Raw genomic sequence first — 13459 nt, 5'->3', positions numbered from 1 at the left:
CTACGATATGAGGAAGGGCGTTACCGATGCTAGTAGCAGAACGGCAGCAAAAAATAGTGGAAATAGTAAATATGCGTTCAAGCATCCGCGTTTCCGAATTAAGTGACATTTTTTCAGTCACAGAGGAAACCATTCGGCGTGATCTTGAAAAGCTTGAAAAAGAACATAAACTGAGCCGGAGCCACGGAGGAGCGGTCAGTATTCAGCAGAAGGAATCAGAAATTCATTTTTCTGAACGGGAAATCACGAATGTCATCGAAAAAAAAGCCATCGCTCACGAAGCGGCCAAATATGTAAAAAGCGGAGACCGAATCATTCTCGATGCAAGCACAACCGCTTGGTACATGGCAAAAATACTCCCTGACATTGAGCTCACCGTGATTACAAACTCAATGAAAGCAGCTATTGAACTCAGCAATAAAGAAAACATATCAGTCATTTCAACAGGCGGCATTTTGCTGGAAAAATCATTATCATTTGCCGGCCCGTTAGCAGAGCGTTCACTTGAGACCTATCATGTCAATAAAACCTTTCTGTCATGTAAGGGATTTGACGTACACAACGGGATGAGTGATTCAAATGAGTGGCAGGCGCTGCTCAAAAAACGGATGATCGAAAGGTCGGACCAGACCATTTTGATGGCCGATTCAAGCAAATGGGGGAACCGCGAGTTTTCACATATCGCCTCGCTGCAAGATGTCAGCCGCCTTATTACGGATTCTGGACTTGATCCGGCATCGGTAAAAGCTCTTGAGGACAAAAAGGTGAAGGTGACAGCTGTTCCTCTTTCGAAGAGAGGGTGAAAGGATGATTTATACTGCCATTGATGTAGGCGCATCAAGCGGGAGAATCATGGTAGGTGAACTGAATGAAGGGAAGCTTGACATACAAGAGATTCACAGGTTCGCTAACGGTTTCAGTCAAAGAGACGGGCATTGCTTATGGGATATTGATCATTTGCTAAAACAAATCCTGCAAGGACTGCAAAAAGTAAAGACGCTTGGGTATGAACACTGCACCGTAGGCATTGATACATGGGCAGTCGATTATGTCTTACTGGACGAAAAAGGCGATCGGTTGCGGGAAGCAATCTCCTACCGTGATAGAAGAACAGATCACACAATAGACAAACTGGAACATACCCTCTCAAAAGCCGCAATTTATCAAAAAACAGGAATACAATTTCAGCCTTTCAACACGATCTATCAATTGTTTGAAGAAGACCGTGAGCTGCTGAAAAAGACAGACAAAATTATGATGATTCCTGATTATTTAGGCTATTGTTTAACCGGAAAAGCTGTAACGGAAATCACAAACGTGTCCACAACACAGCTTTTAAACGTCTCAACGGGAAATCTTGATCCTGAATTGCTTGAAGCCGTGTCTGTTCTGGAACAGCAATTTGCGCCGCTCACTGAACCGGGGTGTGAACTCGGGAAGCTAAGAAATGAGTGGTTCCCGGATTATGATCTCCCGGCGTGCAAGGTGATGACAGTCGCAACACATGATACGGCCTCGGCCGTCATTGCGGCGCCAGGCGTAAATGATGGCTGGGCGTATATCAGCAGCGGAACATGGTCGTTAATCGGGGTTGAAAACAAAACACCGATAATAACTGATCTTGCTTTAGAAAACAACTATACAAATGAACGCGGCGCAAACAACACCATTCGCTTTCTCAAAAACATTATCGGCATGTGGGTGATACAAGAAGTCAAACAGCAGCTACAAGCAGATTATTCTTTTCAGCAGCTTGCAGAAGAAGCCAAAAAAACAGAACCATTCCAGCAATTTATAAACTTAAATGATAAACGTTTCCTGAATCCAGAAAACATGATAAAGGAAATACAACATTATTGCAGACAAACCCGCCAAAAGATTCCCCGTACTGCAGGCGAACTTGCCTGCTGCATCTACAGCAATTTAGCCATCATCTATGCGATAGCCATCAAAGAGCTCGAAACAATCACAGAAAAACCGATCGAGCAATTTCATATCATCGGCGGCGGAGCCCGGAATGATTTCTTAAATCAATTAACGGCAGACATGAGTGGAAAAGCGGTATATGCAGGGCCGATAGAGGCAACTGCCACCGGAAATCTTTTGATGCAAATGATTGCTGCCAAAGAAGTCAAAGACATAAAAGAAGCCCGGCAAGTCGTCAGAAATTCCTTTCCGATCAAAGTGTTTACACCTAAAGACATTGATAGAAGCACGATCATTCAGTCATTTCAGCAAACTGTTTTGAAAGCGCTATCTAAATGATGAAGAGGTGAAAAGGTTTGAAAAGAAAAGCCAGTATCATGTTTGTCCATCAAGACAAGTACGAAGAATACAAACAGCGGCATGATGACATTTGGCCTGAGATGGCAGAAGCACTCAAAGCTCATGGAGCACACCATTATTCCATTTTTCTAGACGAGGAAACAGGCAGGCTTTTTGCATATTTAGAAATAGAGGATGAAGAGAAATGGAGAAAGATGGCGGACACGGAAGTTTGCCAAAGATGGTGGAAATCGATGGCGCCATTAATGAAAACAAATTCGGATTTCAGTCCTGTTGCGATAGATCTAAAGGAAGTTTTTTATTTGGATTGAAAAACTGATAAAGGGAGAGAGCCGTATGACCATAAAAGCCAATTATGACAGTGCAAAACAGGCATATGAAAAATGGGGAATTGATGTTGAAGAGGCGCTTCGGCAATTAGAGCAAGTGCCCATTTCGATCCACTGCTGGCAGGGTGACGACATTGAAGGCTTTGAAGTAAATAAGGGCGAGCTTTCAGGCGGAATTGACGTGACCGGCAATTATCCCGGAAAAGCGCAAACTCCTGAAGAATTAAGAAGAGATTTGGAGAAGGCTCTTTCTCTCATTCCTGGAAAGCACCGCGTAAACCTGCATGCGATATACGCAGAAACAAACAGGGAAGCGGTAGAACGTGACGAATTGAAGCCGCAGCATTTTGAAAACTGGGTGAAATGGGCAAAAAACCTTGGTCTCGGTTTAGATTTTAATCCAACCTTGTTTTCGCATGAGAAAGCGGCTGACGGACTCACCCTTTCACACCCTGATCCGGACATCAGAGAATTTTGGATCAGGCATTGCATCGCTTGCCGCCGTATCGGGGAATACTTCGGGAAAGAATTAGGAACACCTTGCTTGACGAATATTTGGATTCCCGACGGCTATAAGGATATCCCGAGTGATAGGCTGACACCGCGTAAAAGACTAAAAGAATCACTGGATCGGATCTTCTCAGAGGAGATCAGTGAACAACATAATCTTGATTCAATCGAGAGCAAGCTGTTCGGGCTTGGCTCCGAATCATATGTTGTCGGATCTCATGAATTTTATTTAGCTTATGCTTTGACGAATCATAAGCTTTGTTTACTTGATACAGGCCATTTCCATCCGACTGAGACGGTATCAAACAAGATCTCGTCCATGCTGCTTTACACAGACAAGCTTGCCTTGCACGTATCGCGGCCTGTTCGTTGGGATAGCGACCATGTAGTGGTTTTGGATGATGAATTGAGAGAAATCGCTCTTGAAATTGTACGAAATCATGCTCTTGAGAAGGTAGCCATCGGTCTGGATTTTTTCGATGCCAGCATTAACCGTGTAGCCGCCTGGACCATCGGAACGAGAAATATGATCAAAGCTTTATTGTATGCCCTGCTTCTCCCGAACGGATATTTAAAACAATTGCAGGAAGAGGGCCGCTATACAGAAAGGCTGGCCCTGATGGAGGAATTCAAAACATATCCTTTCGGAGCCATCTGGGATTCCTACTGTGAGCAAATGGGCGTTCCGGTAAAAGAGGCATGGCTTTATGACATCAAAGAATATGAGCAACAGGTGCTTTTAAAAAGGAAGGCATCTTCTCCGATTGTCTAATAAAAAATCCGCCGCGGCATTTGCACGCGGGCGGATTTTTTTAAGCTTGATCAGCAGGGTATACAATCCCCATTTGCTTTCTTGCTTCTTCCATAATTTTTGCGGTGGTCAAAGACCGTTCAAATGTATTTTCTTCAGATTCCAGCTTATTCTCTTTTATAAGCGTGACAAATTCTTCTGCTTCATAGAACATCGCCGGTTTAGGATCAGGGATCGCGATGTTTTCAAGGCGGCCGTCCCGGTAGCGGATTTCAACACGTTCAGGCCGGTGAATCGTATCGATTACAATCGTCCCGTCTTCACCCTGGATTTCAGCCGGGGCATAGGAAGTAGAGATTTTGGAATGCATCAGAACAGCTTCGAACCCGTCGTAAGACAGAATGACAGTTCCTTCTCCGTCCACTCCGGAGGATAAAGCATATCCGTTTGCTTTTACATCCTTCGGCGCGCCAAACAACACAACAGCCGGATAAATACAATAGACGCCAATATCCATTAATGACCCATTGGAAAGCTCAGGCTGAAACGCATTCAAAACAGTTCCGCTTCTGAACGCGTCATATCGTGAGGAATACTGGCAGTAGCTTGCGGTAAATCTGCGGACAGTGCCGATTTTATGCAGGTGTTTTTTCAGTTCTTTGAAATTCGGCAGGAAAGTGGTCTTCATTGCTTCCATGAGAACAACGCCGTTTGCCTTAGCCGCTGAGATCATCTCTTCTGTTTCTTTTGTATTCGAAGCAAACGGCTTCTCACAAAGCACATGCTTGCCATGGTTCATAAAGAGAACGGCTTGTTCCTTGTGAAGAGCGTTCGGGCTCGCTATGTATACGGCATCAAAGCAATCGCTCGCCGCCATTTCCTGAAGGTCTGAGAAGGCATGCGCAGCGTTGTGTTTAGCAGCAAACTCGCCAGCGCGTTCAGCCGATCTTGAATAAACAGCAGTCAGCTGAAAATCTTCGATATCCGCTGCTGACTCAAGAAAGCGGTCTGTAATCCAGTTGGTTCCTATTATTGCAAAACGTATCACTCGTATCGCTCCTTTTGCATGATATAGCTAAATTATAGCTTAAAAAGAACAAAATCACATGATAGATATAAATAGAATGTTAAAACCGAGAAAGCTTTTCCAGCAATTAACGGTTTTTATTTTTCATTATAGGGACGATAGTGTACAATTTAATTAAACTATGTATGACGGAGGAACGATAGTGGAGACGTTGCAAACATGGAGCGGCAGATTCAAGCGATTCTTCTTGGATAATAAGTTTGTTTTATTTTTGCTTGTGCTGCTGCTGATTGGTTTAAATATTCTAGTATTTACAAAAACATCATTTATTTTCACCCCGATTATTGTTCTGCTCAAAACGATATCACTTCCGATTATTTTGACAGGCATTGTTTTTTATCTGTTAAACCCAGTCGTCGATTTTCTGGAGAGAAGAAGAATAAGAAGAATCTATTCTATATTGCTGCTATACCTATTGGTTATCGGGCTGATCACGATCACGATCGTGTCGATCATTCCCTTCTTAAAAGAACAAATTATGAGTTTGATTGACAATATCCCGAGATATGTGGACGTCGTAGAAAATCAGACGAAACAGCTGATTGGCAGCAACTTCGTCAATCAGGCCCAGCAAACGATGAACATTAATATATCTGATCTTGCTACAAAGGTTTCGGATCAGGCAGCGACGATCGTGAACAGCACCTTTACCGGTGTTGGGAATTTTATCGGCGCACTGACTGAGATTATCATTTCGATCGTCACGGTTCCGTTTATTCTATTTTATTTGCTAAAAGACGGAAGAAAATTACCGGTCTACATACTGAAGTTTGTGCCGACTCGATTGAAAGAACAGACATATACAGTCTTAAGCGAAATGAATCATCGGTTAAGCTCTTATATCAGAGGCCAGATCATTGTCAGCTTCTGTATCGGGTTTTTGCTGTTTATCGGTTATTTGATTATCGGGCTGGATTATGCTTCATTGCTTGCAGTCATTGCGGCTTGCACAAGCATCGTTCCATATTTAGGGCCAACGATTGCCATTACGCCTGCGATTATCATTGCCATAGTGACATCGCCGCTCATGCTGCTTAAGCTGGTGATCGTTTGGACGATTGTTCAGCTGATTGAAGGGAAGCTGATCTCTCCGCAAATTATGGGAAAAAACCTTCACATCCATCCGATTACGATTATTTTTCTGCTGTTAACAGCCGGCAAGCTGTTTGGCGTTGTTGGAATCATTCTTGCGATTCCCGGCTATGCGGTTGCCAAAGTCATTACGACACATTTATTTGACTGGTTTAAAATGCAGTCACATTTATACGATGAAGAAAAAAATGAAAATACGCCGGGGCATAAAGTGTGATTTTCGTTTATAGTTATATAAGACGGGCTTTCCATTTATGGGAAGCTCCCGTTATGTAAAAAAATAAATGTCTAATGGGGAGAATCAAAATCATGACTCTATGGGAATTGTTTGTAGCCGCCATTTTAGGAATCGTAGAAGGATTAACAGAGTACGCGCCGGTTTCTTCGACAGGACATATGATCATAGTAGACGACATCTGGCTAAAATCAAGTAATCTGATGTCAGAAGAAGCTGCTAACTCATTCAAGGTGGTTATTCAGCTAGGCTCCATTTTAGCAGTAGCTATCGTGTTTAAAGACCGAATTTTAAATTTACTGGGCTTGAAAAAAAATATTACAAGCGACCAGGAGCAGGGACATAAATTAAGCATTGCCCAAATTGCCGTCGGACTCGTGCCTGCAGCTGTTCTCGGCTTTTTGTTTGAAGATTACATTGATGAATATTTATTTTCCGTTAAAACTGTGGCCATCGGTTTAATTGCCGGGGCAATCCTCATGCTTTTTGCTGACTGGGTCAATAAACGGAAAACAGCGACAGACACACTCGACCGCATTTCCTATAAACAGGCGATAGCCGTCGGCTTATTCCAATGTCTTTCCCTTTGGCCTGGTTTCTCGCGTTCGGGTTCAACCATTTCCGGCGGTGTTATTCTCGGATTAAACCACCGAGCTGCAGCCGACTTTACGTTTATTATGGCGATGCCGATCATGATGGGAGCCAGCTTTCTAAGCCTCGTGAAGCATTGGGACAGCTTAAGTTCGGATCTGATGCCGTTTTTCATCGTCGGCTTTATCTGTGCCTTTGTGGTCGCACTGTTTGTCGTCCGTTTCTTCTTAAGGCTGATTAACAAAATCAAACTTGTCCCATTTGCAATCTATCGAATTATTCTCGGTGTGATTTTACTTTTGATCATGATGTAAGTCGAAAAATAAGGCTCTTTTCCGAGCCTTATTTTTTCTGTCAATTCAAGAGGAAACAGCTTGTTTTTCAAAATAAAATCATCTATAATAAACATGACGTTACATACGGGGCCATAGCTCAGCTGGGAGAGCGCTACGCTGGCAGCGTAGAGGTCAGGGGTTCGAGCCCCCTTGGCTCCATACCTTTAAACCCTTATTCGATAAGGGTTTTTTTGTTTTGAGGAAAAGGTTTCATTCTCTGAATCCTCCAGTTGAGTGAAGTCAAAGTGAGCAGTTTATCTGTCAATCATGAATTTTCCAATACCTCCTTTTGTTCCTCAAAGACCGTCATGTCTTCCAAAGGAGGGGAGTAGACATGAAGAGACACCATTCGTTCAGATGTTGGATTGGACATTTTGTGAATTAAACCTTTGGTTGAAATAAGGCATTCTCCTTCGTGGACAAAGTATGAATTGGAGAGTTCTGCGTGTTCGCCGGTTGAACGATAAATAGAATTAAGAAGCTTTCCTTCTAACACCATTGCACAACCAATGGATTGACCATGATCGTGTACTGTTGTCTCCTTGTTTGGCGGAATGTTAATCACGATAATTTCCAATTCATTATTTCGATAGATGGCATTTCGGCCGTAAGCGTACTGGTCTGGTTCCTTAATATACGGTTGACTCAATTTTGCTGCGTTTGGAATTTGTTTTAAAGACGTTGCTAAATCTTTAACCGATGGATTTTTCAAGCCGCCAAAAATGTCTTGGATACACTCATACAGTTCCATTCGTTTTTGCCTCCCTTACATTGGTATTTCATAGGTTAATTCATGGTATTTACCCATATACAATTTAGAGGCGGCAAACGCCCAGTGAACACAAAAAAATGTGGGGGTAAAATGTTGTCTTATCACCAACTTATTTGAGTTTATTAGTTGGAATAGTGGATTGAAAGGATTAAAACGGCCTGCTTTAATTCGCTTGAGGGAACGAGCAGGGATTCATAAGTGCAGTTCTAGACACAATATCGGGGAAAAGCTTTCAAGCTTTCTATGTTGTGCTTGAAATTTACTCCATTGACAAAACACAATCGATTTGAAATAATATTTGATTATATGCTCATTCATTCACATAATTATAATAAAATAATATCATTTCCCCTGAAAGGGAGAATATTAGAATGAAAGCTAATGGTATGCAAAATCTATTAGCTTCTTTTGTTTTCAAAAAATGATGTGTTTCGCATGTATTCATATAGGAAGGGATGACAACATGAAGACAAAACACTATTGGGTGATTTCTTTGCTCGCCGTCTTAGCGGTCGGGCCGGGATTGATGTCTAACACGGCATTGTCGTCAGTTCAAGGCCTTGTTCAGAAAACGGTTGGAACAAGTGTCTTTACATCAGTAAATCCGATATTGATCGGCAATATGGCCTTTGCCTTGTTAGTTCCGGCAGGACCGCTGCTGAGGAAAAAATTCGGTGCTCGTCCCGTCTATCTGGCTTCATTACCTGTCTTTATACTAGGCTCACTGCTCATCGCATGTTCAGGCGATATTGCATTGATGGCGGCAGGGCGCTTTTTACAAGGGGCGGCAACAGGCGTCATGCTGATGATTATGATTCCAATGCTTGTACTGTCATTCCCGATTGAACGCAGGAACTATGCACTGCTTGTGCTGATCGGGGGATTCTATGGTTCTGTTATCATCGGTACAATCCTGGGAACCATTGCAACAAGCTGCGGGCATTGGAGATGGCTGTTTTTCATCTTTGGCACCTTGTCCCTGATCGGTGTCGCGGTGAGCTATTTCTTTCTTCATGATGAGCATCACGGAGCGGCGGATCAAGAACAGCCGCTTGATCGTGCGGGAATTCTTTTATCTGTCTTCCTTGCCGCAGCCTCAGCGGTTTCATTCATTTTTCTGCAAAAATGGGGGCTGTCATCGGGTTATGTATGGATTGGTTTCGGGGTGACGTTATGTTTGCTCATTGGTCTATTGATTGTGGAATATAAAGTGAAAAACCCCTTCATATCTATTAAACTGATGCTGCTGCCAAAACCGGTGCTCGGCTTATTGATCATAGCTGCAGGGACGATAACGGTAGCTGTCAGCCTTTCTGCTTTTCAAGGCTTGCTCCGTCAAATGTATGATATTTCTCAGGAGCATCTCATTCTTTTAAGCTTGACTCTTTTAATCGGAGTGGCGATCGCGGCCATTTTGAGCGCTCTGTTATACGATAAAGTCGGACCAGGGATGCTCGGTATTATCGGCGGACTCATTCTCGTTTTTGTGAATTTTCAATGGCTGCATATACAGGATCGATCATCTCTTTATATGTTCGCGGCACTGTTTATCATGCTTGCAGCGGGAACAGGCCTGACAGTCGCCGCAGGGCTGATGGGAGCTGCCATGGGAGGCCCGCTGCCTGATTTGGTCAAGAGAATGACAGCTGTTCAGTTTTTAAGATTGTTTGTCTATATGGGAGTTCCCATTCTCATCGGCTTTTTCACGAAAAAAGATGCTGCCAGACAAAGCGGTTCGGTACAGGATTCTATGATGACTGCTTATCATGATCTCTTCTTCATTTCTTTTATCCTTAGCGTGCTGCTCGTCTGCCTGTCATTTTGTATGAATGCCACTGGAATGGGGCACAAGCTGGCACATAAACCACATGATAAAGCGAAAACAGCTCCGGAAAAACCGGCCGTCTCAGCACAAGGTTTGTCGAAGGCAACTGTCAAATCATATAAAGTAATAAATGATACGGAATATCGGAATGCACTCAGAAATTTACAAAAATAGAAACATGGTAAAAACCTTTTCATTGAGCGAAAAGGTTTTTATTTTGCAATCTTTTCCCAACTTTATCCCTAAAGAATTGAAAAATATTAGAAGTGCAAGTAAAATTCTAAAAGGTAGATTCTTTTACATTCGTAATCTTTTAATTCGAAGGAAGGTTTTCATGGCCCGTAAAAAACTTAAAAAACGTAAACTCTTGATTTCACTATTTTTCCTTGTATCGATTCCGCTAGCTCTGTTTGTTTTAGCGACAACTTTATCAAAACCGATTGAAATATCCAAAGAAACTGAAGAAATCGATGAACAGCAAGTATTTATAGACAGTCTGTCCGGACATGCCCAAATTTTGTATGAAAAATACCATGTTCTCCCCAGCATCACAATTGCTCAGGCCATTCTCGAATCGGACTGGGGGAACAGTGAACTGGCTGCTAAGGCCAACAACCTTTTTGGCGTAAAAGGGAATTATAAAGGCCATCATGTCACGATGGAAACGGACGAAGTTGAAAAAGGGAAAAGAAAAACCATTCGCGCGAAGTTTCGAAAATACAGCACGTTTTTTGAATCTATGGATGATCACGCCCAATTGTTCGTCCGTGGCACATCGTGGAATAAAAAGAAGTATAAACCGGTGCTTGAGGCAGGGAATTATAAGGAAGCGGCAACCGCCCTGCAAACATCAGGATATGCTACAGACCCTGACTACGCTGACAAAATCAGCGCTATTGTGGAAAAATACGATTTAGATGAGTACGATGAGGTAAATCCATCCCTCAAATCTGTGGATTTAAACGCCTCTATTAAAGACAGTGCCGTTCAAGACGTATGGTCCAAGCCTTCTACTGATGATCGGTCCATAAGGCTTACCTCTGCCCAATCTTACGTCGGCAAAGACATAAAGGTTGTGTCTAAAAAACAGAAAGGCCAGTCTGTATGGTACCAATTCCAAATCAATGATAAACTTATCGGCTGGATTGATGATTCAGCTGTTGAAATAAAGGAGGCAACCTAAGCCCTTTTTACTGGTATTTTTAATTCTTTGTTCCATTCCGGGGAATTTGAGGTATAATATTCCACGGAAGTTATCACTTTTTAACTATGCTTTCGGGAGGGAACAAAGGTGCAGAAATATAGACGCAGAAACACGGTTGCCTTTACAGTACTAGCTTATTTTACTTTTTTTGCGGGAGTATTTTTGTTTAGTATCGGACTCTATAATGCTGATAATCTGGAACTCAATGAAAAAGGTTATTACATCGCTGTTATGATACTTGTAGCAGTTGGTGCGATTCTTACGCAAAAAGTGACCCGTGATAACGCGGAGGATAACGAAATCATCGCGGAACAGGAAAAAAGACAAAATCAATCTCATATCGAATCATAAAAAATCCGGCGACTGCACGCCGGATTTTTTTGATATCACCCTGTAAACACTTCGCCATCAGGATAACGGATATTTGATTGCTCTGTTTTTGCGAATGAAAACACGAACGTTAAAGGACCAATTCTTCCGATAAACATGATGACAATGATGATACACTTGCCAGCTGTTGTCAGTTCAGGAGTAAGCCCCATCGTAAGGCCGACAGTTCCGAATGCGGAAAAGGTTTCAAACACAATTTGAAGAAATGGCGCTTGTTCTGTGATCGTCAGGGCGAAAATCCCTAAAAACACGATGAACAAACTGGTGACGCTCACAGCTAAAGCTTTAATGATAATCGGATATTTGATGGAACGGCGGAAAATAACCGTTTCTTTTTTACCTCTCAAGTAAGCAATAACAGATGTTAAAATCACGATGAACGTAGTCAGCTTAATGCCGCTCGCCGTTGATGCGCTTCCTGCTCCGATAAACATCAATAATAAAGTAAATACAATTGTTCCTTCTCTCATGCTTCCAAAATCTAGAGAATTGAACCCTGCGGTTCTCGGCGTCACTGCCTGAAAATAGGAGGCCCACAGTTTATCCACTATATGCAGGTGGCCGAGCGTGCCGGGGTTGCTGTATTCTAAAATAAAGACCGTAAGCATAGCGATCGCATTCAACATCAGCGTTCCTGTAAGCATGAGCTTTGTATGTAAAGAAAAAGTTTTAAAACGCCGATTTTTCATCACATCAAACAGAACCGTAAATCCGATCCCTCCTGTAATAAATAAGAAAGTAATCACGAGGTTCACTGTAGGATCGCCAACGTAGCTCATCAAATTATCAGGCCACAACGAAAACCCGGCATTGTTAAAAGCAGATATTGCGTGAAACAAACTTGCAAACAAGCCGGATGACCAGCCGTATTGAGGTACAAGCCGGATGGATAAAATGAGTGCTGCTATCAATTCAATACTGATCGAAAACAGAAACAGGACTTTGACAAGGCCAATGACACCGCCGATTGTCGGCTGGTTTAAGGCTTCCTGGACGAGCATTCGTTCTTTTAAGCCGATTTTTTTTCCTAATATCATGACGATCAAGACCGCAAATGTCATAAATCCAAGCCCGCCAATCTGAATCAGCCCCATAATTACTGTTTGCCCGAATACCGTAAATTGAGTGCCGGTATCGACAACAGCAAGCCCTGTAACAGTTGTAGCGGAAGCCGCAGTAAAAAGGGCATCTATCCATGACAATGGCTTCGTAGTGGAAATCGGAAGCATTAATAGGACAGCCCCGATGATAATGGTAAGGAAAAAACCAATGGCAAGCACTTGAGGCGGTGTAAACCGAACCCATTTGATCACTTTATCCTTTTGAAGTGTCACCTTTGTCTACATCCCTTCGTTTTCAAAACGTTTAATATCCTTTTTGTGGCCCATGATCACCAGGCAATCTTGCTCGCGAATGATGTCTTCAGGCGCGGGGGAAAGACAGATATCTCCATGATGTTTAATGGCCAGGATCGTGCAGCCGTACTTTGCTCTTACATTCAGGTCAATAATCGATTTTGAATCAAGCTTGCGCGTAGCCAGCAGCTCGACAATACTGTATTCATCAGATAGATCAATGTAATTCAAAACATTTTCGTCTGAAAGGCTTTGTGCGATTTTAACCCCCATATCTTTTTCAGGATGAATAATGCGGTCAGCGCCTATTTTTTCAAGCACCTTGTGATGATAATAGTTTTGAGCCTTCACCCAAATATTTGGAATATCAAGCTCCTTTAATAATAGGGTGGTCAGCGTACTCGCTTGAATATTTGCTCCGATGGCAACAATCACATATTCAAAATTGCGTATTCCTAATGAAAGCAATTCGTTTTCTTCGGTGGCGTTGGCAATTACCGCATGAGTGGCGTAAGAAGCATATGCATTGACCTTTTCTTCGTTGATATCAACCGCAAGGACCTCATGCCCCATTCTATGAAGTTCTTTACAAATGCTGCCGCCAAACCGGCCCAGCCCGATCACGGCAAATTGCTTATTTTTAATTCTTCCCAATGTTCATATCTCCCTTAGTGAATTAACGTTTTTGAAACAAAAA

Annotated in this window: 13 protein-coding genes and 1 tRNA gene; 10 read left to right on the top strand and 4 right to left on the bottom strand. The window is 42.6% G+C overall.

Annotation, left to right across the window (positions count from 1 at the left end; translation table 11 throughout):
* Window positions 1-26: 26 nt before the first annotated feature.
* Genes rhaR through rhaA form a run of 4 tightly spaced genes read left to right on the top strand, consistent with a single transcriptional unit; the run spans window position 27 to window position 3897 of the window.
* The gene (gene rhaR, locus BSU_31210) at window positions 27-803 is read left to right on the top strand and encodes a transcriptional regulator of the rhamnose operon (RhaR / l-rhamnulose-1-phosphate) (RefSeq protein NP_390999.1); all 777 of its coding nucleotides are present in this window, start codon (window positions 27-29) and stop codon (window positions 801-803) included.
* A gap of 4 nt (window positions 804-807) precedes the next feature.
* Window positions 808-2265 (top strand): rhamnulokinase, encoded by a 1458-nt coding sequence (gene rhaB / locus BSU_31200; protein ID NP_390998.1) that lies wholly within the window; start codon window positions 808-810, stop codon window positions 2263-2265.
* A gap of 17 nt (window positions 2266-2282) precedes the next feature.
* Window positions 2283-2597 (top strand): L-rhamnose mutarotase, encoded by a 315-nt coding sequence (gene rhaM / locus BSU_31190; RefSeq protein ID NP_390997.1) that lies wholly within the window; start codon window positions 2283-2285, stop codon window positions 2595-2597.
* Between the two features lie 25 nt (window positions 2598-2622).
* The gene (rhaA, locus tag BSU_31180; RefSeq protein ID NP_390996.1) at window positions 2623-3897 is read left to right on the top strand and encodes an L-rhamnose isomerase; all 1275 of its coding nucleotides are present in this window, start codon (window positions 2623-2625) and stop codon (window positions 3895-3897) included.
* A gap of 40 nt (window positions 3898-3937) precedes the next feature.
* Here rhaA and iolU read toward each other — a convergent pair whose 3' ends face one another.
* Window positions 3938-4924, bottom strand: a complete 987-nt coding sequence (iolU, locus tag BSU_31170) for a scyllo-inositol dehydrogenase (NADP+-dependent); biofilm formation (protein ID NP_390995.1) — start codon at window positions 4922-4924, stop codon at window positions 3938-3940.
* Between the two features lie 181 nt (window positions 4925-5105).
* On the opposite strand from iolU, the gene yubA reads away from it, so the two are divergent.
* The 3 genes from yubA to trnSL-Ala1 all read left to right on the top strand — a co-directional run bounded on the left by yubA (window position 5106) and on the right by trnSL-Ala1 (window position 7375).
* Window positions 5106-6272, top strand: a complete 1167-nt coding sequence (gene yubA / locus BSU_31160; protein ID NP_390994.1) for a putative integral membrane protein — start codon at window positions 5106-5108, stop codon at window positions 6270-6272.
* A 92-nt stretch (window positions 6273-6364) separates the two neighbouring features.
* Window positions 6365-7195, top strand: a complete 831-nt coding sequence (uppP, locus tag BSU_31150; RefSeq protein NP_390993.1) for an undecaprenyl-pyrophosphate phosphatase — start codon at window positions 6365-6367, stop codon at window positions 7193-7195.
* 107 nt (window positions 7196-7302) lie between these two features.
* Window positions 7303-7375 (top strand) — tRNA-Ala (gene trnSL-Ala1, locus BSU_tRNA_86).
* A 106-nt stretch (window positions 7376-7481) separates the two neighbouring features.
* Here trnSL-Ala1 and cdoA read toward each other — a convergent pair.
* Complete coding sequence (cdoA, locus tag BSU_31140; RefSeq protein ID NP_390992.1) at window positions 7482-7967, bottom strand: cysteine dioxygenase; 486 nt, start codon at window positions 7965-7967, stop codon at window positions 7482-7484.
* A 484-nt stretch (window positions 7968-8451) separates the two neighbouring features.
* On the opposite strand from cdoA, the gene yubD reads away from it, so the two are divergent.
* The 3 genes from yubD to yubF all read left to right on the top strand — a co-directional run bounded on the left by yubD (window position 8452) and on the right by yubF (window position 11368).
* Window positions 8452-9987, top strand: a complete 1536-nt coding sequence (gene yubD, locus BSU_31130; RefSeq protein ID NP_390991.1) for a putative efflux transporter — start codon at window positions 8452-8454, stop codon at window positions 9985-9987.
* 160 nt (window positions 9988-10147) lie between these two features.
* Window positions 10148-10996 carry an exoglucosaminidase gene (gene lytG, locus BSU_31120; RefSeq protein NP_390990.1) on the top strand — a complete coding sequence of 283 codons (849 nt, stop codon included), beginning with the start codon at window positions 10148-10150 and terminating at the stop codon, window positions 10994-10996.
* 108 nt (window positions 10997-11104) lie between these two features.
* The gene (gene yubF / locus BSU_31110) at window positions 11105-11368 is read left to right on the top strand and encodes a hypothetical protein (protein NP_390989.1); all 264 of its coding nucleotides are present in this window, start codon (window positions 11105-11107) and stop codon (window positions 11366-11368) included.
* Window positions 11369-11403: 35 nt separating this feature from the next.
* Here the strand turns inward: yubF and ktrB are convergent, their stop codons facing one another.
* Together ktrB and ktrA are read right to left on the bottom strand one after the other, a co-directional pair.
* Window positions 11404-12741 carry a potassium transporter ATPase gene (gene ktrB, locus BSU_31100; protein ID NP_390988.1) on the bottom strand — a complete coding sequence of 446 codons (1338 nt, stop codon included), beginning with the start codon at window positions 12739-12741 and terminating at the stop codon, window positions 11404-11406.
* Between the two features lie 6 nt (window positions 12742-12747).
* A complete protein-coding gene (gene ktrA / locus BSU_31090; RefSeq protein ID NP_390987.1) occupies window positions 12748-13416 on the bottom strand; it encodes a potassium uptake protein in 669 nt (222 codons plus the stop codon).
* Between the last annotated feature and the right edge of the window lie 43 nt (window positions 13417-13459).

The organism is Bacillus subtilis subsp. subtilis str. 168 (assembly GCF_000009045.1).
GTDB classification, from domain to species: Bacteria; Bacillota; Bacilli; order Bacillales; family Bacillaceae; genus Bacillus; species Bacillus subtilis.
This window is presented reverse-complemented; position numbering and strand designations above follow the sequence as displayed.

Excerpts from the sequence above, each read along its gene's own strand:
- rhaR (NP_390999.1), top strand. The coding sequence starts at position 27 with ATGCTAGTAGCAGAACGGCAGCAAAAAATAGTGGAAATAGTAAATATG.
- rhaB (NP_390998.1), top strand. The coding sequence starts at position 808 with ATGATTTATACTGCCATTGATGTAGGCGCATCAAGCGGGAGAATCATG.
- rhaA (NP_390996.1), top strand. The coding sequence starts at position 2,623 with ATGACCATAAAAGCCAATTATGACAGTGCAAAACAGGCATATGAAAAA.
- uppP (NP_390993.1), top strand. The coding sequence starts at position 6,365 with ATGACTCTATGGGAATTGTTTGTAGCCGCCATTTTAGGAATCGTAGAA.
- cdoA (NP_390992.1), bottom strand. The coding sequence starts at position 7,967 with ATGGAACTGTATGAGTGTATCCAAGACATTTTTGGCGGCTTGAAAAAT.
- yubD (NP_390991.1), top strand. The coding sequence starts at position 8,452 with ATGAAGACAAAACACTATTGGGTGATTTCTTTGCTCGCCGTCTTAGCG.
- lytG (NP_390990.1), top strand. The coding sequence starts at position 10,148 with ATGGCCCGTAAAAAACTTAAAAAACGTAAACTCTTGATTTCACTATTT.